Source organism: Bartonella vaga, from assembly GCF_037070895.1.
GTDB lineage: Bacteria > Pseudomonadota > Alphaproteobacteria > Rhizobiales > Rhizobiaceae > Bartonella.
This window is the reverse complement of record NZ_JAYMZK010000007.1, coordinates 1-22,444: the sequence shown is the minus strand read 5'-3', so window position 1 is coordinate 22,444 and position 22,444 is coordinate 1. Positions and strand designations below refer to the sequence as shown.

Genomic DNA, 22,444 nt, shown 5'->3' with positions numbered 1-22,444 from the left:
TTCAAAAGCAATTAAACGAAATTATCTGTGTGGTCAAATAAACGGTGGTATTCACGTAGAGCATAGTGATCGGTCATACCTGACAGAAAGTCAGAAATGAGACGAGGTAATTCCTGATTTGTTAAATGAGCTGCTTTGCTACGCCAACTTTCAGGCATTGTATTCGGATTCTCATAATAACAATCGAATAATTTTTGTACAATGCATTTTGCCTCATTGCGGCGATTCAGAATTTGATCATGATAATAAAGATTTTTAAACAAAAAGTTTTTCAGTTCTTTTTCGCAAACGATCATTTCAGGCGAAAAGGCAACAATAGTTTGTTCTGCGTGGTGCACATCATTAATGCTTGTTGGTTTGATACGTGCCAAATTTTCTTGTGATTGTTTGATAACATCTTCAACCATAGTCGTTATTTGTCTACGTACCAGTTCGTAACCAAGTTTAGTTTGATCGAGTTGAGGATATTCTTTTTTTATATTTTTTAATAATGTTGCGGTTAACGAAATATGTTCGAAGTGATCAAGTGTTAAAAATTGCGAACGTAAACCGTCATCAATATCGTGTGCATTATAAGCTATATCATCAGCAATAGAAGCACATTGGGCTTCTAGTCCAGCAAAGCAATTGAGCTCAAGATCCTGCTTTGCGTTGTGTTTTAGAATATCGATAGGAACATCTTTACCATTTGCGTAAGGACCTATAAGAGGCCCGTTATGTTTAACAAGTCCTTCAAGTGTTTCCCAAGTAAGGTTAAGTCCATCAAAATTTGCATAGCGCCTTTCCAGATTTGTAACAATGCGTAATGCTTGTGCATTATGATCAAAACCCCCATAGGGTGTCATTGCTTCATTAAGGGCATCTTCTCCTGCATGTCCGAAAGGTGTATGACCAAAGTCGTGAACAAGGGCAATAGCTTCGGCAAGGTCTTCGTCAAGACAGAGTGCACGAGCTAATGTTCTTGCGATTTGAGAAACTTCTATGGAGTGCGTTAATCGAGTACGATAATGATCACTTTCATCAGCAATAAACACTTGAGTTTTATGTTTAAGACGTCGGAATGCATTGGAATGAATAATGCGGTCTCTATCTCGTTGAAAAGGTGATCGTATAGTACTTGTGGTTTCATGAAATAATCTACCACGGCTTGTTTGCGGATTGGCACTATAGACCGCTCGAGATTGATAACTGATATTGCTCATATCCATTGCAAATCATCCATTATCGTCTTAAATTGCGATTTTTTCTAGTTTAGGATATCCTTTTTTTATAGTTTATTGCAAGGATATATAGAATGAGTGTGAATATTTCAGATTCTGCTGTTAAACGAATTGCGCAGATACTTTTGAATGAACCCGATAAAATAGGATTACGTGTTTCTGTTGAAGGTGGAGGGTGTTCTGGCTTTTCTTATAAATATGATTTAGTTTCTGAAAGTAAAGAAGATGACCTTGTTCTTAAAAAAGGTGGAGCGATTGTATTTATTGATTCTTTATCGCTTCCTTTTATGATAGGAGCTGAAATTGATTTTGTTGACGACCTTATGGGACAGTCTTTTCAAATTCATAATCCTAATGCTGTTTCATCGTGTGGTTGTGGTGTGAGTTTTTCAATTTGAATGCTGATTTTGTTATATTGTTTATTGAAAAAATTATTGCTTTGGTCAACAATACAAGGATGGGTATTTTTACAAAAATATTATATCAATGGTTATGCTTATGCATAATGTTTACTTTGCTGCTTTGGAGTAGTTGTGTCCTTTCTGAAGAAAGGAAAGATCATAATTCTCAATATGAGCAAAAACAATCAGCAGATTTTGTTTTTAAATCTCAAGATAATGAAAAAGAAAATTTAGTTACTCAGGCTCAGCTTATATTGCATGCTCGATTAAAAAATGATGATGAAGATATTGCGAAAGGGCTCGTCTGGCGGATTTATGCACCTGTTTTGGGGATTGATAATAAATTACCATTAATTAAGTCTTATGAAGGTGGTAGTGCACATTTCGATTTAGAACCAGGGAGTTATCTTGTCCATGTTTCATTTGGTCATGCGAGTGCGGTACACCGAGTAAGTTTAAAAAGCGGGCAAAGCCTAGTTAAAAATTTCAATCTTGATGTTGGCGGTGTTATTTTAAATGCTATGCTGCTAAATGGTACAATCAATGAAAAGGAATTGCGTTTCACTATATATGAAGATGAAAAAGAAATTGATGATAGTGGTGTAATTTTATCAAATATTAAACCTCACTCAACTGTACGTTTGAAACCTGGCCGTTATCATGTTTCTTCTTACTATGGTTCTATTAATGCTATCGTTCATTCCGATATCCAAGTGGATGCGGGTAAAATTACAGAAGTAACTCTTGAACATCAAGCTGCTCAAATCATATTAAAGTTGGTAAGACAAGAAGGAGGTGAAGCGCTTGCAGATACGAGTTGGTCTATTACCAATGCTTCTGGTGATATAGTTTATGAAACGGTTGGTGCTTATGTTTCGTTTGTGTTAGCTGAAGGTGAATATATTGCGATTGCTAAAAATAAAGATCAAATTTACCAAAAATTTTTTTCCGTTGTTTCCGGGCATGACGAAGATATAAGTGTAGTGGCAAATATGCAACACAGGTATGAAACAACAAATTAATGGTCTTTTTGTAAGCATAATTTTACATTGAAAATAAGGATAAAGTTTTGGTTATGGAAATTTCAACGGTAAGTGTATTTTTTGCTGGTGCATTATCTTTTTTATCCCCATGTGTTTTGCCATTAGTGCCTCCTTACTTGTGCTATATGGCAGGGATTGAGATTAATGACTTTCGTTCAGAAGGACATAAGGGAAGACTGTCTGTACGTTTAGCTCTTTTAACTTCTGTTTTTGCTTTTGTTTTTGGTTTTACGACTGTTTTTGTTGCTATAGGTGCTAGTGCAAGCACAGTAGGTAGATTTATCGGTTATTATCGCGATTGGTTTGTTGTTATTGCTGGAGTTATTATTATTATTTTTGGTTTAAATTTTTTGGGTCTTGTTAGGCTTGGTTTTTTATTTCGTGATGTGCGATTTCAAACGCACAAAATACCTTCCGGGCCTTTAGGGGCGTATATTATTGGTTTAGCTTTTGCATTTGGCTGGACGCCATGTATCGGTCCAATCCTGGGGCCAGTTATAACGCTTGCTGGAACAAAAGAAACGGTGGTTGAAGGTGCCTTTCTTTTAGGAATTTATGCATTAGGTCTTGGGGTACCTTTTGTTTTTGCAGCTTTATTTTCAAGCCGCTTTATGAAATTTTTTGGAAGTTTTCGAAAATATTTAGGAAAAGTCGAGAAGCTCATTGGTGTTTTTTTAGTTATTACAGGGCTTTTATTTTTAACAGACTCTATGCAAAATATTTCATTTTGGCTTTTGGAAACTTATCCTTCGTTGAGTAATATTGAAGCCATTGGTTGGTATGATATTATGGGCTTTTTTCGTTAAGTCGATGTGTTTTTATGGTTAGAAGTTGTCTTTCTATTATTCTTGCAGCAGGTGAGGGAACGCGTATGAATTCTTCTCTCCCTAAGGTCCTTCATAAAATTGCTGGCTTACCGCTTGTGTGCCATGTCATAAAACAAATAGAGCTTATGGATTCTTCGCAATTGGCAGTAATTGTTGGGTTTGGTGCGAATGATGTCACTGAAGTTGTTCAATCATTTGTAAAAAATGCGATGATTTTTGAACAAAAAGAACGTCTAGGAACTGCTCATGCTGTTTTAGCTGCTCGTAAAGCATTGCAAAAAGGGGTAGATGATATTCTCATTGTTTTTGGTGACACCCCTTTGATTGATAGAGATTCATTACTAAAGATGCGTGCTCAACTTTCTTCTGGGGCAGATATTGTTGTTGCCGGTTTTTATGCAAAAAATCCAACGGGATATGGGCGTCTTGTCGAAAAAAATGGTAAATTGGTTGCAATTGTAGAAGAAAGTGATGCGAGCGATGAAGAAAAAAAGATTTCTTTTTGCAATGGTGGGATACTTGCCATTAATGGAAAGCATGCGCTTTCTCTTTTAAACAAGATTGATAATAATAATTCGAAGAAGGAATATTACTTAACAAATATTATTTCTCTTGCCTCAGATGAAAGATTAGATGTTCGAATTGTTGAAGTGCCTTTTAGTAATATTATAGGCATTAATAATTGTTTTGAGCTTTGTGAGGTTAATTCTTTATGGCAAAAGCGTAAAGCACGTGATTTGATGTTGTCTGGTGTTACAATACTTAACCCAGAAAGTGTCTATTTTTCCTATGATACAGAAATTGAACCAGGGGTGCTAATTGAGCCAAATGTTTATTTTGGGTTGGGCGTAAAAGTACAATCTGGTGCAGTTATCCATGCATTTAGTTATTTGGAAGGCACTGTGATTGGTCAAGATGCACAAATCGGTCCTTATGCGCGTCTGCGACCTGGAACAGAGTTAGCCCAATCAGTAAAGATTGGAAATTTCTGTGAAGTCAAAAAAGCTAAAATAGGTGCATTTTCCAAGATTAATCATTTGAGCTATATTGGTGATACAAAAATTGGTGCACGTACTAATATTGGAGCTGGTACGATTACTTGCAATTATGATGGATTTAATAAATACAATACCGTAATTGGTGATGATACTTTTATAGGATCGCATTCAGCATTGGTTTCTCCAGTGGTTATAGGAAATGGCTCTTATATTGCTTCTGGCAGTGTTATCACTGCAGATGTTCCAATGAATAGTTTAGCTTTAGGGCGTGCACGACAAGTAATAAAAGAGGATTATGCAATAAAATTGCGTGCACGTTTATCAAAGGATAAGAAGCAGAAGTGATCATTTCTAAGTCTATTTTCTTTGCTTTATGCTGATTTAGTAATTGTGTAAGAGGCATATTTAAAAATATTGCCAAACTACAACATATTAGATTTGTGTGATTACTCAAAGTCTTGAATGAAGGCAGTTGGATTTCTTTATGGAATTATATAAATTTGAGATGTTTTTTGGAGCTTTTTAATGTGTGGAATTATTGGAATTCTTGGAGATAGATGTGTATCATCTTCTTTGGTTGATGGTTTAAGACGACTTGAATATAGGGGATATGATTCATCTGGGATTGCAACTGTACATAATGGGCGTCTTTATCGCATGCGAGCTGAAGGAAAACTTGTTAATTTAGAAGAAAAATTAAAAAAAACACCTATAAAGGGAAATTTAGGGATTGGTCATACGCGTTGGGCTACTCATGGAGTTGCTATAGAGCGGAATGCTCATCCTCATATAACAGAACGACTTGCAATCGTTCATAATGGCATTATTGAAAATTTTGTGGAATTACAAAAAGAACTCATTGAAGATGGTTATAGCTTTGAAACAGAAACTGATACAGAAGTTATTGCTCATTTAATTACACGTGCATTAAGAACAGGTCTTTCTCCACAAGAGGCAATATGGAGCAGTTGGAAAAAATTGCAGGGAGCTTTTTCTATTGTACTTATTTTTGAAGGTGAAGATAATCTTATGATTGCTGCTTGTTCTGGTCCTCCACTAGCAATTGGTTATGGGCAGGGTGAGTTTTTTGTCGGATCAGACGCGATAGCCTTGGCGCCGTTTGTAGATCGTATCAGTTATATGGAAGACGGGGATTTAGCAGTTCTTACACGAGAAGGCGTAACAATTTATGATGCAGAAAATCAACCTGTAAAACGTCCTGTTGTAATGTTATTTGAAGGCAATTTACTGGTTTCTAAGGGAAAGCATCGCCATTTTATGCGCAAGGAGATATTTGAACAACATGAAGTTATTTCTCGTAATTTGGCGCATTATCTGGATCTTGGAAGTTATACAGTTCGCCCACTGAAAAGTTTCATTGATTGGAAAAAAATTAACCGAATACTTTTTGCAAGTTGTGGAACTGCTTATTATTCAACCTTGGTTGCACGTTACTGGTTTGAGCGTTTTGCTGCTTTAAGTGTCGATAACGATGTCGCTTCAGAGTTTCGTTATCGTGAACCATCTATAACTTCTGATATGTTATCGATGTTTGTTTCTCAATCTGGTGAAACAGCTGATACATTGGCATCTTTACGTTACTGTCGTAAAAGTGGCGTACAAACTGTGGCAGTTGTTAATGTCGAGCAATCAACAATGGCAAGGGAGGCTGAATTTGTTTTACCAACATTAGCAGGTTCAGAAATTGGTGTTGCCTCAACAAAAGCTTTTACCTGCCAGTTGGCAACACTTGCCGCAATGGCTCTTGATGCCGCCAAGCAACGTGGATATCTTTCTGAGAGAGAAGAACATCTTCTTGTTAAGCAATTGGCAGAAATTCCAAGAATTTTAAGTAAAGTTTTAAAATTGGATAACAAAATCGAACAAATTTGTCGTAATTTAGTAAACGCAAAAGGTGTTCTTTATCTTGGGCGTGGAACTTCTTACCCAATTGCTTTAGAGGGGGCGCTTAAATTAAAGGAACTTTCTTATATTCATGCTGAAGGTTATGCGGCAGGAGAGCTAAAGCATGGGCCAATTGCGCTGGTGGATGAAACAATACCAGTTATTATCGTGGCACCTTATGATAGATGGTTTGAAAAGACTTTTTCTAATATGCAAGAAGTTGCAGCGCGTAATGGCCGGATCATTTTTATAACCGATAAAAAAGGAGCTGAAACAGTTTCTCTTGATACTTTATCAACTATTATTTTGCCAGACATTCCAGAATTTATTGCACCCATTATTTATGCTTTACCTATTCAGTTAATTGCTTATCATACAGCTGTTTTGTTGGGAACGGATGTTGATCAACCTCGTAATTTGGCAAAATCAGTTACTGTTGAGTAAAAGATAATTTTGTGTCTTTGAGGTTGTGTGTCGGATAAAAAAATAGTTTTTAACTGTAATTGTTTTTTTAATAAGTAATTTATAATCGCTATTTTAAGTTTGTGTGTTTATTCCTTACCATTTACGCTTTTAGGTTTTGTTTCATATGATACTATTGAATAATAGTTGTCTTTAATTTACTGGTGAAATAAAAACTTTTTGACAAACTGCAGATTTTGATCACTTTTTATTTATTAATTGAACGTGGTTAGTGACACTGGTAGATTACTATTTTTTTTGAAAAATTCAGAACTTCGTTGGATATGTTAAAGTTTTATAATATTTAATTACTGTATATTATTAATGTTTATTGAAATTTTAGTATAACTATCCTGCACGTAATAACCGAGTGACGTCATCGTGACCGAAAAGATGAAGCAGCAAGCGTAAAGCTTCTCCTCTTTTTGAAGAAAAATCTGCATCATTTTGTAAAAATATGCGTGCATCTTTCCTTGCTATTAACAAAAGATCACTATGCGCTGCGAGGTTTGCGATACGAAACTCAGGCATACCAGATTGTCGTGTGCCCAAAAGCTCACCTTCTCCTCGTAAACGCCAATCTTCTTCAGCAATTTTAAAACCATCGTCTGTATTGCGTATAATATTAAGGCGCATTGCAGCCATTTTTGTTAGAGGATCTTTATATAGCAGAACACAGAAAGATTTTTTTTCTCCTCGTCCGACACGTCCACGCAGTTGGTGTAATTGTGAAAGACCAAAATGTTCTGCATGTTCGATAATAATGATCGAAGCATCTGGAATATCTACTCCCACTTCAATGACTGTGGTTGCTACTAAAATATTTGTGTCTCCAGATTTAAAGGAGTTCATAACCACTTCTTTTTCATTTGTAGACATTTTCCCGTGTATCATACCAACATGTGTTCCAAACCTTTCGCGAAGAAATGCAAAACGGCTTTCGATTGAAGTCAGCTCAAGAGCTGTAGATTCTTCTACTAAAGGGCAGACCCAGTAGAGCTTTTCACCTTTTTCCAATGCAACTGCAATTCGTTCTATAAGTTTACTAATGCGTTTTAAGGGGAGCATTGCTGTAGTAATTGGTTGTTGTCCAATTGGCTTTTCTGTAATCTTAGAAATATCCATATCACCAAAAGCTGTCAAAACTAAAGTACGTGGGATGGGGGTGGCAGTCATTACCAGCATATCAGCTTTACGTCCTTTTGCTGTAAGGGCAAGACGTTGATGTACACCAAAACGATGTTGTTCATCGATAATGGCTAAAGCAAGATTATTATAGGTGACGTTATTTTGTATGAGAGCATGAGTTCCGATGATAATAGAAGCTTTTCCTGATAAGATATTGCTTAAGATATTTGTTCGTAATTTTCCTTTTTCTCGTCCCGTTAAAAGAACTGTTTGTAATCCAATTTTTTCGGCAAGAGGTGCAATCGTAGCAAAATGTTGTCGAGCAAGTAATTCCGTTGGTGTCATTAAAGCTGATTGTCCTGAATTTTCGGCAATTTGTGCTATTGCCATTAATGCAACTATGGTTTTTCCTGTTCCTACATCACCTTGTAGAAGCCTTAACATGGGTTCTGGTGAAGCGAGATCATGGGCGATCTCTTCTATTGCTTTTGTTTGCCCATTTGTAAGTTGAAAAGGAAAGACTTCCAGCAATTTTTGAGTGTAAGTTCCATTTTGTGGACGAGATGTTCCAGAAAGAGATTTTGTTTTCAAACGCATTAGTCCAAGGGCCAATTGGCTGGCGAGTAGTTCATCATAGGCTAGACGTTTGCGTGCTGCACTTTCTAAATCTAAATCATTGGGGTCTATGGGAGCATGGATGCGGCGTAATGCAACAGAAAAGGAGGAAAAATTATGTTTCTTTTTAAGATCTTCCTCTATCCATTCTGGTAAGAGAGGGACACATTCAATAGCGTTTCTTATTGCACGCCTTAGTATTTTTGCTGATAGTCCAGCAGTAGAGGGATAAATGGGCTCAATTAGTGGTATCTGATTAGAGTGCTCACTTAGTGTAATGTGGTCGGGATGCACCATTGAAAGTTGTCCATTAAATCGTTCAGCTTTACCTGATACGATAACTTTTTTTCCTTCTGGCAACTGTTTTTTTAGCCAAGCAGTTTGTGCATGAAAAAATACTAAATTTATTTTTCCTGTTGGATCATGTGCAATGACTCTATAAGGTAGTCTGCTGTGACAAGTTGATGGTGGTTGATGCTTGTCTATAACAATTTCAAGAGTGACGGTTTTTCCTTCTTGTGCATAAGCAATGCTGGGGCGTGCTCTACGGTCTATAACGGAGTGAGGCATTAATTGAAGAAGATCAATAAAGGTAGGTTCACATTGCGTGGGATTAATGTTTAAGACTTTGGCCAGTAAGCTATATATTTTAGGCGTAACCCAAGAAAGGGTACGGATAGAATTTAAAAGAGGTCTAATCAAGCTTTGAGGCATAAGAAAATTTAGCTTGCTCTTTTTGTTTTTTCTAGTGCTTTGAAAGAGCTTTTTGGGGATAAGTCATATACAAGAGAGTTTCTTTATTTACGCTTTGCATTTAAAAAAAATAAATACTTAAAGAGCTAATACAATAAAAAGAGTGCAAGAAAGAGTTCAATATTAACTATATTCTATATGATTTATTCCTTTGTATGTGTTTATTTTATGTGATTAGAGCTATTTTCTTGATGAGGGGGTCCCTATAAATAAGGCTGGAATGTATTTTTAAGATGCGGAGGGGAGGGTGCTAAGTTAGAGTATTTTTTATTATAATACAGATAAAGGTTGCAATTTGACATTTATTTTGTAGTAGGAAATTGTAAGAGTGGCAGAAGATAAAAGTAAAATACGGTATAAAAAAAACTCTCCCCTTCGCTTTATTCATTTGAGGGTACACTCGTCCTATTCCTTGCTTGAAGGGGCGTTAAAAATTCCACAAATTATTGAACATACGATTTCAGATAATACACCGGCAGTTGCTATTACAGATACCAATAATTTATTCGGTGCTTTGGAGTTTTCGCAATATTGTTTTTCGCATGGGATCCAACCTATTATTGGATGCCAGCTCAGGGTTGATTTTTGCGATAAAAATGATGGTTCACATTTTTCTAAATGGCATCATCCTCCTGATTTTTCTTCTATTGTTTTGTTAGCTGCTAGCGAAATTGGATATGCTCATTTGGTTCGCCTTGTTAGCCGTGGTTATCTCGATAAGTGTGATAATGATCCTCCTCATATTAAAATAGATTGGCTGTTGTCGCACAGTGAAGGAATAATTGCTTTAACTGGTGGCACGGGAGGGCCTATTAATTTTTCTTTGGCAGAAGGTAAAAAAGAACGCGCTGTTGAACGTTTGATTCATTTGAAAAAAATTTTTGGTGATCGTCTTTATGTGGAATTACAGCGGCATGCCTCTTATGATCGGAAAGTAGAATTTGCACTTATTGAACTGGCTTATGCACATGAAATTCCTCTTGTTGCAACCAATGAAGCTTTTTTTCTTAATAGGGAAGGTTATGAAGCTCATGATGTTCTGATGGCGGTTGCGGAAGGGCAAATTGTTTCTAATCCGGATCGTAAACGCGTGACGCCAGATCATTATTTAAAGTCACAAGATGAAATGGTTGCACTATTTTCTGATATACCTGAAGCTCTCGAAAATAGTGTTGAAATTGCATTGCGTTGTCATACTGCTACACCCATTCGAAAACCAATTTTGCCTCGTTTTATAGAGCAATCTATTGCTTCAAACATTACTTTAGAAGCAGAAGATACTGAATTATTAAATCAAGCTAAGGCTGGTTTAAAAATGCGCCTTGAGACAATCGGATTGGCCGAGGGATATACAGTTGCAGATTATGAGCAGCGACTTGATTATGAAGTTTCAGTTATTACGCGCATGCAATTTTCTGGCTACTTTCTTATCGTTTCAGATTTCATAAAATGGGCAAAGATCCATGGTATTCCCGTTGGTCCAGGGCGTGGCTCTGGCGCTGGTTCATTGGTTGCTTATGCCTTGACTATTACCGATGTTGATCCATTGCGTTTTTCTCTTCTCTTTGAGCGTTTTCTTAATCCGGATCGTGTTTCTATGCCGGATTTTGATATCGATTTTTGTCAGGAGCGGCGCGAAGAAGTTATTCATTATGTTCAAACAAAATATGGTCGCGATCAAGTCGCTCAAATTATTACATTTGGTAAGTTGCAGGCACGTGCAGTATTGCGTGATGTTGGGCGTGTCTTAGAAGTTCCTTATCGCCAGGTTGATTATCTAACGAAACTCGTTCCTGCCACGCCTGGGGGCCAAGTTGAATTGGCTGACGCTATTAAGGATGAACCTAAATTTGAGGAAGAAAAAAAAAGAGATCCTCTAATTGGACGGACATTAGATATAGCGCTTCAGCTAGAGGGTCTTTATCGTCATGCATCAACTCATGCTGCAGGGATTGTTATCGGTGATAGGCCACTTTCAGAGCTTGTACCGATGTATCGTGATCCTCGCTCGGACATACCTGTTACACAATTTAACATGAAATATGTTGAACAAGCTGGGTTGGTAAAATTTGATTTTCTTGGATTAAAGACGCTTACTGTTTTGAAAATGGCGGTAGATTTTGTTGCACGAAAGGGTATCAAAATAGATTTATCTAATATCTCTCTGAATGATGAAATGACCTATGCTATGATGGCACGCGGTGAAACGGTTGGCGTGTTTCAAGTTGAAAGTTCTGGTATGCGTAAAGCACTGATTGGGATGAAGCCAGATCGTATTGAAGATATTATTGCTCTTGTCGCGCTTTATCGTCCTGGTCCGATGGAGAATATTCCAACATATAACGCACGTAAACATGGGAAAGAGGAAATTGCGTCTATTCATCCTAAAATAGATCACTTAGTTAAAGAAACCCAAGGTGTTATTGTCTATCAGGAGCAGGTTATGCAAATTGCTCAGGTGCTTTCTGGTTATTCGCTTGGTGAAGCGGATTTATTACGTCGCGCTATGGGTAAAAAGATTCACAAAGAGATGCAAAAACAACGTGCACGCTTTGTGGATGGAGCTGTTGCTGGCGGTGTTGACAAGGATCAGGCTGAAATTATTTTTGATCTTTTGGCAAAATTTGCAGATTACGGTTTTAATAAGTCGCACGCTGCTGCTTACGCTATTGTTTCTTATCAGACAGCTTATATGAAAGCACATCATCCAGTTCAGTTTTTAGCTGCTTCAATGACGTATGATATGACGAATACGGATAAGTTAAATGATTTTCGGCGTGAAGCATTAAGGTTGGGCATTAAAGTTATTGCACCTTGTGTACAGACATCACACCGTATTTTTGAGGTTGGTGATGATTGTATTTATTATTCTCTTGCTGCTATCAAAGGTGTAGGTGAAGCGGTCGTTGATCATATTGTGGCTTGTCGTGGGAATAAACTTTTTAAGGATCTGGAAGATTTTTGTGAACGCATTGATCCTCATATTGTTAATAAACGTGCGATGGAAAGTTTGATTTGTGCAGGTGCCTTTGATTGCTTTAATATTTCACGTGAGATTTTATTGGCAAATCTTGAAACTCTTCATGCCCGCGCACTGCGTAGTTTTGATAACAATTCTAGCGGACAGATTGATATATTTGGAATGACGGATGGATTAAAAGAACCCTTGATTCTATCACAAACATCTCCTTGGTATCCGGATGAAAAACTTTATCGAGAATTTCAGGCAATAGGTTTTTACTTTTCTGCTCATCCCCTGGATGAGTATCAAGCTATTCTTTCTAAAAAACGGGTACAGACTTGGGCTAATTTTGCTAATTCGGTTAAAGGAGGAGCAACTGCTGCTAGGCTTGCTGGAACTGTTGTGGCAAAAAAAGTGCGCAAAACAAGATCTGGAAAGAAAATGGGGATTATTCATTTTTCTGATACAACTGGGCAGTATGAGACAGTTCTATTTTCCGAGGTACTTTCAGATTATGAAGAGATATTAGAACCTGGAAAATCTTTTATCATTACAGTGAGTGCAGAAAATCGCTCTGAAGGTATTAGTTTACGACTTGAGACGCTTCAATCTTTGGAAAAAGAGGCGTTACATTGTCATAAAATGATGCGCCTTTTTATAAAAACAGTTGATATGCTTCCACAAATTGAGCAAAATTTAAACCCTGAAGGGAATGGAGAAATAGGTCTTATTCTTATTCAAGAGGATGAGGCACGGGAAGTTGAAATTACCCTTCGAGGGCGATATCAGGTCAATTCACGTGTAGCGAGTGCTATGAAATCGATTCATGGTGTTGTTGATGTGGAATTGATCTAAATAAAGAGTTTTAAGATACTCGCTTGCTTTGAATCGCATTGTGAATTCCGAAATTTCTCGGTTTTGTTTGCGATAAATTATGAAAGACTTCTAGCGTAGTAAAATAAAAAAACGCCTTCTTCACCCACATGCATATAGAATTATTAGGAAATTTTATAAGTTTTTACTATACATTTGCGTTATGTTCATAGCGTCATACATATAAAGCCAATTAAGGTTAGACATGATACTTTCCGGTGTACGAATTTTCATAATGACATTACGTGCAATTGCTATAGGTCCAGTTGCATGATAGGCTAGTTTATTAAAATTTCCGCGTTTTCTTACTGCTGTAATCCTGGGGGTGCGTATTTTTTCGTAAAGAGCAAGAGCTTGAGTTAATGAAATATTAAGAGAGAGTGTTTCTGCTAATGTAGCGGCATCTTCTATTGCCATAGCAGCACCTTGTGCTGCAAAGGGTAAGGTTGCGTGAGCACAATCACCAACAAATACTTGTCTCCCTAAGCCTAAAAAACGATTCTTTTTCATTTGAAAGATTGGCCAATAGCTCCATTCATCAATATAATCAAAGAGTTGCAAAATTTTCAGATTCCAATCCTTAAAAATAGATTTTAAATTTTCTTTATATGTCCACTCTTCTGTTGAATTTTTTTCATAAGTAATGGCTACAAAATTAAACATTTTTTTTGATAATTGAATGGGATATACAATAAGATGATTTTTAGGTCCCATCCAGGCAGTAATTGTTTTCATGTTTTGCAATAGAGAACGAAAGCCTTGAGGAAGATTTTCAAGTTCTATTGTCGCACGCCAAGCAATAAAGCCACTGAAATCTGCCCTTTCATGAAAAGGAGCTAATTTCCGTAATGTAGACCAAACTCCATCGCATCCAATAAGGAGAGACGTTGAATAAAACTTTTGTTGTGTTTCAATTGATGAATCGGTTTTTTTTGTTTTTATATTAATGCTATTAGTCGTTGTTTGGGTAGACAATACAACAGTTTCACCTGCAATGTATTTTATAAAAGGATTTTCAATAACAGCGTTATATAAAACTTTTTGTAAATCAGAACGGTGAATCGCAATATAAGGAGCTTTCCAATTTTTTTCCGATAAACTGGTGAGGTCAGCACGCAACCGTGTTTTTAAAGATATCCCATCTTTTAATTCAAGGAAGCGTGGTATCGTACCTACTTCAGTAAGTTTGTCAAGGATTCCCCAACGAGAAAGGATACAGGTTGCATTCGGGGTGAGCTGGATACCAGCCCCTACAGTATCAAGTTGTTTACATTTTTCGATAATGGTACTGGCAATTCCCTTATGAGCAAGTGCCAAAGCAGTGCTTAAGCCTGCAATACCTCCTCCAACAATGATTAGCGATTGATCCATAGGCCACTTCATATTGAAAAAGCCGAAAACGCATTATAAGGAATTATTTAGCTGATATGAGCATCCTTCAGGATTTGTTTGATTGTGAGATAGAGAAGAAACATAGCGATAAAGTGTTGAGCAATAAGGGCAAATTTTTTCATCAGCTGATCCCATGTCAATAAAAATATGGGGATGATCAAATGGATGTGTAGCACCAACACACATAAATTCTTTTACACCAATTTCGATTGTTTTACATCCAAGGTCGTTTTGGAAATGGGGAATATCGTGATTAGCCATGGTTTATAGACTCCGGATAAATTACACAACCAGGTATGATTTTAGTTCTCTATGTCTATGCATTAGTTTGTAATAAAGCTTATAATAATGCAAGGTGCTTTTAAAGACAAACTAACTATTTTTGTGTATTAAAGGATAGGTCTCATATTTTTAGCACTTTGCGTGTAGGAACGGTTTAAATATTAAACTGTAAGTAAGGTAACAAAGTGATCATTGATTATGTTATTATTGCGGTAATATATCGTAAAACGTTTTGTGAGATATTTATCTATAAAGATCTTAGAAAGATAAAAAGGAAGTTTAGCTGAAGTATATGAAAAAGAAGGTAGCAGATCGAAGTTCTATAGCGGATATAACAATGGAAAGTCCGATACGCTTTATTAATAGAGAGTTTTCATGGCTGCAGTTTAATACTCGTGTGTTGATGGAAGCTTCTAATCCGAAGCATCCTTTACTAGAACGGCTACAGTTTCTTTCAATTTCAGCAACAAATCTTGATGAGTTTTTTATGGTTCGTGTCGCTGGCCTAGCTGCTCAAATTCGTTCTGGGGTTACAGCGTGTAGTGCAGATGGGCGTACACCGCAGGAGCAGCTTGATTTTGTGTTATCTGAGGCTTCACATTTGCAGGCTGATCAACTACGAGAATTAAAAATTTTACGTCACGAATTAAAACAGAATAATATTGAAATTATTTCTCCTGACGAGCTTTCAGAAGTTGAAAAATCGTGGCTAGAAAAATATTTTCTTGATACAGTTTTTCCTGTTCTAAAACCTTTACCTATTAATTCCTCGCATTCTTTTCCATTTATTCCTAACCTGGGACTTTCTATTGCTCTTCAATTATCTCGGTATGTTGATCAACAGTTTATTACAGTGTTATTGCCGGTTCCAAAGGACTTAAGTCGTTTTATTCTTCTTCCTCGAGAAGATAATAATTTTCGTTTTATTACATCTGAGGATGTTATTTGCTTTTTTATGAGTCATGTATTCCCTAGTTTTGAAATTGATGGAATTGGGACATTTAGGGTGATTCGTGATAGTGATATTGCAGTAGGAGAAGAGGCCGAAGATCTTGTTCATTTTTTTGAAACTGCTCTTAAAAGACGCCGTCGTGGACAGGTCATTCGAATTGAATTTGAAGCAAAAATGCCAGAAAATTTACGAAAATGCATAACGAGTGGTCTTGCTGTTCCTGATAATTGTATCAATGTTCTCGATGGTTTTTTAGCACTTAGTATGATCTCAGAGATTGTTTCTGTTCCACGTGATGACTTAAAATTTATTCCTTATAATCCTCGTTTTCCTGAAATTATTCGTAAACATAATGGTGATTGTTTTGCGGCTATTCGTGAAAATGATATGGTGATTCACCATCCTTATGAATCATTTGATGTTGTTGTACAATTTTTACGTCAGGCTGCCAGCGATCCTAGCGTTGTGGAAATCAAACAAACTCTTTATCGCACGTCGAATGATAGTCCAATTGTTAGCGCTTTGATTGATGCTGCTGAACAGGGAAAATCTGTGACTGCTTTGGTAGAACTTAAAGCACGTTTTGATGAGGAGGCTAATATTCGCTGGGCACGTGATCTTGAGCGTGCAGGCGTTCAAGTTGTTTTTGGTTTTATTGCATTAAAAACACACGCTAAGATGTCACTCATCATAAGGCGTGAAGGAAAACGCCTTTGCTCTTATATACATCTAGGAACTGGAAATTATCATCCGGTTAATGCTAAGATTTATACCGATCTTTCTTTTTTTACCACTGATGATGATATTGGTCATGATGTTGCGTTATTGTTCAATTATATTACTCAATATGAACGGCCTAATGAAGAAATGAAGATTGCTTTTTCACCTCTAACGTTGCGTAATCGTATTCTTAAGCATATCGAAGGAGAAATTGCTAATGCGCAACAAGGACGATTTGCTGCTATTTGGATGAAAGTTAACGCATTGGTTGATCCCGAAATTATTGATGCCTTATACCGTGCCAGTCAAGTAGGAGTGCAGATTGATCTTGTTGTGCGAGGTATATGCTGTTTACGGCCTGGTATTCCTGGGCTTTCGGATAATATTCGGGCAAAATCAATTGTAGGACGTTTTCTTGAACATAGCCGCATTTTTTGTTTTGGCAATGGTGAAGATTTACCGAGTGAAAAAGCACTTGTGTATTTGGGATCTGCCGATATGATGCCCCGTAATTTGGATTATCGTGTTGAAATATTGGTGCCAATTTTTAATAAAGCAATTCGTAAGCAGATTCTTTTACAGATTATGCTGGCTAATATTATTGATAATAAACAAAGCTTTTATGTACTAAATGACGGAACGTCAAAACGTGTAACATCGCAAAAAGGTGAAAGTCCATTTAATGCTCAGGAATACTTTATGGCCAATTCAGATCTTTCGGGGTGGGAACAATTTTTTGAGTCTTCAGCTTTGCGTTTGGTTGCATTGCATCGGCAGCACGCTGAAGTGCAGACAAATTAAAATCTAATGACATATATAGATGCTCAGAGTTGGCGGAAAGGGTGCAAGCCTGTCGCTGTTATTGATATTGGCTCAAATTCTGTTCGGCTTGTTATTTACGAAGCTCTTGTTCGTTCACCAACGGTTTTATTTAATGAAAAAGTTCTCTGCGGTCTTGGTCAAAGCGTTGCAAAAACTGGATTTTTAGAAGAAAAATCAATAAAAATGGCGCTGCAAACACTAAAACGGTTTCGTACACTTTGTCTCCAGATTGGAGCAGATGAGATCTATACTCTAGCAACAGCAGCAGCGCGAGAAGCAAAAAACGGATTAGAATTTATTCAAGATGCTGAAAATATCTTGCAAAATAAAATATATCTTCTTTCAGGGAGCGAAGAGGCTGTTTATTCAGCATATGGAGTTATTTCTACCTTTTACAAACCCAAGGGAATTTCTGGAGATCTTGGTGGTGGAAGTCTTGAGCTTACTAATATTAATAATTCCGATGTAGGAAAGGGGATAACTTTACCGTTAGGTAGTTTACAGCTACAGTATATGTCAAATAATAATCTTGAGGAGGCTGTAAAAATTACAAATGAGCAGTTTCACAAATCTGCTATCGTTTGTAAAGGCATGGCGCGTCATTTTTATGCAGTAGGTGGGACATGGCGTAATTTGGCAAAACTCCACATGGCAACCAAATGTTATAGATTACCTGTTATGCACGGCTATGAAGTTGATGCAATCGAGATGGAAGGTTTTTTGCGTCTTGTAGCAAGTGGCAGTGTTGATGAAATGAAAGGGATTTCCGCTGTTTCACAAAATCGTCGTCAACTTTTGTCTTATGGGGCGATAGTTCTTATTGAGCTTATTCAGTATATGGGATTTGAAAAGATAATATTTTCTGGCGCTGGAGTTCGTGAAGGTTTTCTTTATTCACGATTGCTGCAAGAGATCCGTGTTTCAGATCCGTTAATAGCTGCATGTACGGAAATGGCTATTTTACAAGCACGTTCACCAAAGCAGGCAGAAGAACTTATTGATTTTACGACGAATGCCTTTGAAACTTTTGGAATTTCAGAAACCGAAAATGAATGCCGTTACCGTAAAGCCGCCTGTCTTCTTGCAGATATTGGTTGGCGCATACATTCAGATTATCGAGGCAATGAGGCTGCTAATCAGATAGCACTAGGGTCTTATCCGGGAATTTCTCATGAAGGCCGTATTTATGTTGCGCTCGCTGTTTTCTTTCGTCATACAAGTTTGCAGATTGATAAAGAATCTTTGCCCATTTTTCAATTAGCCACCAAGAGGATAATTAAAAAAGCACGCATTCTAGGTGAAGTTATGCGTATTGCTAATCTTTTTAGTGCTTCTACCGCAGGAGTTTTACCTTACTTATCATGGAGAAAAAAAACAGATCATGTTGTATTGTACATTCCGAGACGTTACGCTGATTTATTAGGAGAATGTCCCATTGGGCGGTTGAAGAAATTATCAAAAATAGTAAAACTATCTCTCTCTTTTGAAATTTTCTGATTTTTTCCTTTTCATGCAGGCTATGAAGTAGTTTCCGGTTAGTCCAGGAGATGGTTAATCTAACGGATTCTTCCGTAAAAAGAGTATTTAAAGTTCGTCCAAAGATCCTCTGCATTTTAAAGTAAAATTAACTTATCAAGATAAGCTCGTAATACTTTAAAAATAAAGAAGATAATTTTTCTAGAAGATTTTTTGTAGTAGTTTTAGAATGTAGCTGGTTGAAACCTTTTTGTAAATTAAAGTTTTTTTGTGGTTATTTTTCCGTTGTTAAAATAAAATCCTATCTTCCCATTGAGCATTTGTTCAGCTTTTTGACCAAATATTTCATAGCGCCAACCATTCATAACGGGGATATTTTTCTTTACACATCCATTTGCTATTTTTTCTAAGTCACTGGAAGTTGCAATAATTTTAGGTGCAATACCGTTTTCGTTTGCTATAAGTTTTAATAGCACTTTGAGAAGGTCGATAGCAGCAGAAGATGTATCATTAAGTGGATTATGTTTAGGGAGAGTAGGTAAAGTAGTAAGATCAGTTTCTAAACCTTCGTGGATAGCTTGGATTAATGTTTGAGTGATTGAAGATTGATACCAGTTTCTGTTCAAACCACGCAAACATTTTAATGCAGATTCATCTTTTGGTTGTTGGGTTGCTATTTCGATAAGACATTCATCTTTCATGATATGACGACGTGGGATATTATGTCTTCGTGCTTCACGTTCACGCCAAGCTGCTATTTTTTGTAATACGGCGAGTTCACGTGTTTTTTTGACTTTTCCTTTTACTTTTTTCCATGCTTCATCTTCCGGTATATCATAGGTTTTAGGCGCTAAAAGGATTGCGATTTCGTCATCCATCCAATGTGTGCGTTTGTTTTCTTCTAGCTGTTTCTTTAATAAGAGATAAACATCTCTTAGATAAGTTACATCGGAAATTGCGTAGAGCAATTGTTTTTTAGAAAGAGGCCTATGGCTCCAATCTGTAAAACGAGATGATTTATCAAGTTGATGACCTGTGCAGTGTTGTACAAGTTGATCATAGGATATAGAATCACCAAATCCACAAAGCGATCCGGCAATTTGAGTGTCGAAGAGAGGGAAAGGAATAATACCTCCAAGATGATAAATGATTTCGATATCTTGGCGTGCAGCGTGAAATACTTTAACAATTTTTTTATCTAGCATTAAATCAAAAAATGGTTGCAAATTAATATCCGGTGCTATCGGATCAATTAAAATTGTAACATTTTGTGATGCAAGTTGGATTAAACACAGTTGCGGCCAAAAAGTTGTCTTGCGTATAAATTCAGTATCAACTGTTACAAAATTTGAAGAGCGTAGAGCATTAAGTGCAATTTCAAGATCTGTTGTTTGTGTAATAAGTTTCATCATTCTATTATAGCCAAGTAAATTAAATTTGTCTTTGATTGACTTTTTTTTGAGTCTTTTTAGTCATCTCTTGACAAATGGGTGTTAAAAAGCGTTTTTAACGCATGTGAAATATTATAATCAAAGGCAAAAACTATGCACCGTTATCGCAGTCATAATTGCGCTGCTCTTCGTAGATGTGATGTAGGAAGACAGGTTCGTCTTTCAGGGTGGGTTCATCGTGTTCGTGATCATGGGGGAATCCTTTTTGTAGATTTACGTGATCATTTTGGAATCACGCAGATTGTTGCTGATCCTGCTTCAGCAGCTTTTAAAATTATAGAAAAAGTGCGTTCTGAATGGGTCATTCGTGTAGATGGAGAAGTGTGTGCACGTTTTGATGAAGCTATTAATACATCTCTTCCAACTGGAGAAATTGAAATTTTTGCAAAAGAGGTGGAAATTCTTTCGAAATCTGATGAGCTTCCTTTACCCATTTTTGGAGAGCCTGATTACCCAGAAGACATTCGATTGAAATATCGTTTTCTTGATTTACGGCGCGAGACTATGCACAAAAATATAATGCGTCGTACCAAAATTATTGATTCTATCAGACAATCTATGCAAAATAATGGTTTTACAGAATTTACTACGCCGCTTTTGACAGCATCGTCACCGGAAGGGGCGCGGGACTTTTTGGTTCCGAGTCGTATTCATCAGGGTAAGTTCTATGCGTTGCCACAGGCACCTCAGCAGTACAAACAGTTGTTGATGATGGCAGGTTTTGATCGTTATTTTCAAATTGCTCCATGTTTTAGAGATGAAGATCCGCGGGCCGATCGTCTTCCGGGAGAATTTTATCAATTAGATGTTGAAATGAGTTTTGTTGAACAGGAAGATGTTCTTGTAACGATGGAGTCCATTATGCGTTCTCTTTTTGAAGAGTTTGCAAATGGAAAACCTGTAACTCAAAGCTTTCCTCGCATCTCCTATGATGAAGCAATGCGAAAATATGGCTCGGACAAGCCTGATTTACGTAACCCAATCATTATGGAAGATGTCTCTAAGCATTTTTATGGTTCTGGTTTTAAAGTTTTTTCCCAAATTTTAGCGAATGATGGAAATGCTCAGGTCTGGGCTATTCCGGCTAAAACAGGTGGAAGCCGTGCTTTTTGTGATCGTATGAATGTATGGGCACAAAGTGAAGGGCAACCAGGACTCGGTTATATTTTCTGGCGTGAAGAAGAAGGAAAGTTTGAAGGAGCAGGTCCTATTGCTAAAAATATTGGTGAGCAGAGAACTGAAGCTATCCGTACGCAGCTTAACCTTGAAAGTGGTGATGCTTGTTTTTTTGTGGCAGGAGATCCAAAGAAATTTTTATCTTTCGTAGGAGCTGCGCGTACACGGGTAGGGGAAGAATTAAACCTTGTCGATCGAGAATGTTTTTCTTTAGCTTGGATTGTTGATTTCCCATTTTTTGAGTGGAATGAAGATGAAAAAAAGCTTGATTTTGCACATAATCCTTTTTCCTTACCTCAGGGTGGGGAAGATGCTCTTAACTGTCAAGATCCTCTCACTCTTAAAGCTTTTCAGTATGATCTTGTTTGTAATGGTTATGAAATTGCATCGGGTGGAATTCGTAATCACTCTCCAGAAATGATGCTTAAGGTTTTTGATCTTGCAGGTCTTTCTAGAGATGTCGTAGAAGATCGTTTTGGTGCTCTTTATCGTGCATTTCACTATGGAGCACCACCGCATGGCGGTATGGCGGCCGGTATTGATCGTATTATTATGCTTTTGCAAGGTGTTAAAAATTTGCGTGAGGTTGCTTTATTTCCTATGAATCAGCAAGCGCTTGATCTTTTAATGAGTGCTCCGTCTGATGTTTCTTCTACTCAGTTACGTGATTTAGGGATACGAGTGGCTCCTATCACTAAAAATAGTTAATAAAATTAATTGTGGGATGTTATAATTTTTCTATCTACAGTGAAGACTTTAGTGCGTTTAAAGAAATTACATTAGTGTATATGTTTTTTATACAAAGCTTAGGTATACGCTTCATTTCAGTTCTTTAAGGTTATAGAAAAATTATGTATTTAGTGTTTAGAATAACAATGCAATATTGATAAACATTTTATGATTGTACAAATTTTATAAGTTATAAGCTTTAAAGATTCGAGAAATATCATTATACAAAATAATTATGTAGTTACTATACAATATGG

14 protein-coding genes are annotated in these 22,444 nt (G+C 36.9%); 9 read left to right on the top strand and 5 right to left on the bottom strand.

The window, feature by feature from the left end:
* Positions 1–11: 11 nt before the first annotated feature.
* Entirely contained in the window at positions 12–1,208 is a 1,197-nt protein-coding gene (locus WCP76_RS05105) for a deoxyguanosinetriphosphate triphosphohydrolase (RefSeq protein WP_336294609.1), read from the bottom strand.
* Positions 1,209–1,294: 86 nt separating this feature from the next.
* On the opposite strand from WCP76_RS05105, the gene WCP76_RS05100 reads away from it, so the two are divergent.
* The 5 genes from WCP76_RS05100 to glmS all read left to right on the top strand — a co-directional run bounded on the left by WCP76_RS05100 (position 1,295) and on the right by glmS (position 6,838).
* A complete protein-coding gene (locus WCP76_RS05100) occupies positions 1,295–1,618 on the top strand; it encodes a HesB/IscA family protein (RefSeq protein ID WP_336294608.1) in 324 nt (107 codons plus the stop codon).
* 59 nt (positions 1,619–1,677) lie between these two features.
* On the top strand, positions 1,678–2,643 hold the full coding sequence (locus WCP76_RS05095) for an RgsD C-terminal domain-containing protein (RefSeq protein ID WP_336294656.1): 966 nt from the start codon (positions 1,678–1,680) through the stop codon (positions 2,641–2,643).
* A gap of 47 nt (positions 2,644–2,690) precedes the next feature.
* Positions 2,691–3,470 carry a cytochrome c biogenesis CcdA family protein gene (locus tag WCP76_RS05090; protein WP_336294607.1) on the top strand — a complete coding sequence of 260 codons (780 nt, stop codon included), beginning with the start codon at positions 2,691–2,693 and terminating at the stop codon, positions 3,468–3,470.
* A 14-nt stretch (positions 3,471–3,484) separates the two neighbouring features.
* Complete coding sequence (gene glmU / locus WCP76_RS05085) at positions 3,485–4,834, top strand: bifunctional UDP-N-acetylglucosamine diphosphorylase/glucosamine-1-phosphate N-acetyltransferase GlmU (RefSeq protein ID WP_336294606.1); 1,350 nt, start codon at positions 3,485–3,487, stop codon at positions 4,832–4,834.
* 180 nt (positions 4,835–5,014) lie between these two features.
* Positions 5,015–6,838 (top strand): glutamine--fructose-6-phosphate transaminase (isomerizing), encoded by a 1,824-nt coding sequence (gene glmS, locus WCP76_RS05080; RefSeq protein WP_336294605.1) that lies wholly within the window; start codon positions 5,015–5,017, stop codon positions 6,836–6,838.
* 366 nt (positions 6,839–7,204) lie between these two features.
* Here glmS and recG read toward each other — a convergent pair whose 3' ends face one another.
* Positions 7,205–9,313 carry an ATP-dependent DNA helicase RecG gene (gene recG, locus WCP76_RS05075; protein ID WP_336294604.1) on the bottom strand — a complete coding sequence of 703 codons (2,109 nt, stop codon included), beginning with the start codon at positions 9,311–9,313 and terminating at the stop codon, positions 7,205–7,207.
* 367 nt (positions 9,314–9,680) lie between these two features.
* On the opposite strand from recG, the gene dnaE reads away from it, so the two are divergent.
* A complete protein-coding gene (dnaE, locus tag WCP76_RS05070; RefSeq protein WP_336294603.1) occupies positions 9,681–13,169 on the top strand; it encodes a DNA polymerase III subunit alpha in 3,489 nt (1,162 codons plus the stop codon).
* Between the two features lie 153 nt (positions 13,170–13,322).
* Here the strand turns inward: dnaE and WCP76_RS05065 are convergent, their stop codons facing one another.
* A complete protein-coding gene (locus WCP76_RS05065) occupies positions 13,323–14,558 on the bottom strand; it encodes an FAD-binding protein (protein ID WP_336294602.1) in 1,236 nt (411 codons plus the stop codon).
* 33 nt (positions 14,559–14,591) lie between these two features.
* Positions 14,592–14,840 carry a zinc-finger domain-containing protein gene (locus tag WCP76_RS05060; RefSeq protein WP_336294601.1) on the bottom strand — a complete coding sequence of 83 codons (249 nt, stop codon included), beginning with the start codon at positions 14,838–14,840 and terminating at the stop codon, positions 14,592–14,594.
* Between the two features lie 313 nt (positions 14,841–15,153).
* Here WCP76_RS05060 and WCP76_RS05055 point away from each other — a divergent pair, with 313 nt between their 5' ends.
* Positions 15,154–17,334: an RNA degradosome polyphosphate kinase gene (locus tag WCP76_RS05055; protein ID WP_336294600.1), complete on the top strand. Its 2,181-nt coding sequence runs from the start codon at positions 15,154–15,156 to the stop codon at positions 17,332–17,334.
* Positions 17,335–17,340: 6 nt separating this feature from the next.
* Positions 17,341–18,852, top strand: coding sequence for a Ppx/GppA family phosphatase (locus tag WCP76_RS05050; protein WP_336294599.1), 1,512 nt, complete (start codon positions 17,341–17,343; stop codon positions 18,850–18,852).
* A gap of 236 nt (positions 18,853–19,088) precedes the next feature.
* On the opposite strand, the gene rnd is transcribed toward WCP76_RS05050, so the two are convergent.
* Complete coding sequence (gene rnd, locus WCP76_RS05045; protein ID WP_336294598.1) at positions 19,089–20,243, bottom strand: ribonuclease D; 1,155 nt, start codon at positions 20,241–20,243, stop codon at positions 19,089–19,091.
* 132 nt (positions 20,244–20,375) lie between these two features.
* On the opposite strand from rnd, the gene aspS reads away from it, so the two are divergent.
* Positions 20,376–22,166 carry an aspartate--tRNA ligase gene (gene aspS / locus WCP76_RS05040; protein WP_336294597.1) on the top strand — a complete coding sequence of 597 codons (1,791 nt, stop codon included), beginning with the start codon at positions 20,376–20,378 and terminating at the stop codon, positions 22,164–22,166.
* The last annotated feature ends 278 nt before the right edge of the window (positions 22,167–22,444 follow it).

Excerpts from the sequence above, each read along its gene's own strand:
- WCP76_RS05105 (WP_336294609.1), bottom strand. The coding sequence starts at position 1,208 with ATGGATATGAGCAATATCAGTTATCAATCTCGAGCGGTCTATAGTGCC.
- WCP76_RS05100 (WP_336294608.1), top strand. The coding sequence starts at position 1,295 with ATGAGTGTGAATATTTCAGATTCTGCTGTTAAACGAATTGCGCAGATA.
- WCP76_RS05095 (WP_336294656.1), top strand. The coding sequence starts at position 1,678 with ATGGGTATTTTTACAAAAATATTATATCAATGGTTATGCTTATGCATA.
- glmU (WP_336294606.1), top strand. The coding sequence starts at position 3,485 with ATGGTTAGAAGTTGTCTTTCTATTATTCTTGCAGCAGGTGAGGGAACG.
- glmS (WP_336294605.1), top strand. The coding sequence starts at position 5,015 with ATGTGTGGAATTATTGGAATTCTTGGAGATAGATGTGTATCATCTTCT.
- recG (WP_336294604.1), bottom strand. The coding sequence starts at position 9,313 with ATGCCTCAAAGCTTGATTAGACCTCTTTTAAATTCTATCCGTACCCTT.
- WCP76_RS05065 (WP_336294602.1), bottom strand. The coding sequence starts at position 14,558 with ATGGATCAATCGCTAATCATTGTTGGAGGAGGTATTGCAGGCTTAAGC.
- WCP76_RS05060 (WP_336294601.1), bottom strand. The coding sequence starts at position 14,840 with ATGGCTAATCACGATATTCCCCATTTCCAAAACGACCTTGGATGTAAA.
- WCP76_RS05055 (WP_336294600.1), top strand. The coding sequence starts at position 15,154 with ATGAAAAAGAAGGTAGCAGATCGAAGTTCTATAGCGGATATAACAATG.
- WCP76_RS05050 (WP_336294599.1), top strand. The coding sequence starts at position 17,341 with ATGACATATATAGATGCTCAGAGTTGGCGGAAAGGGTGCAAGCCTGTC.
- rnd (WP_336294598.1), bottom strand. The coding sequence starts at position 20,243 with ATGATGAAACTTATTACACAAACAACAGATCTTGAAATTGCACTTAAT.
- aspS (WP_336294597.1), top strand. The coding sequence starts at position 20,376 with ATGCACCGTTATCGCAGTCATAATTGCGCTGCTCTTCGTAGATGTGAT.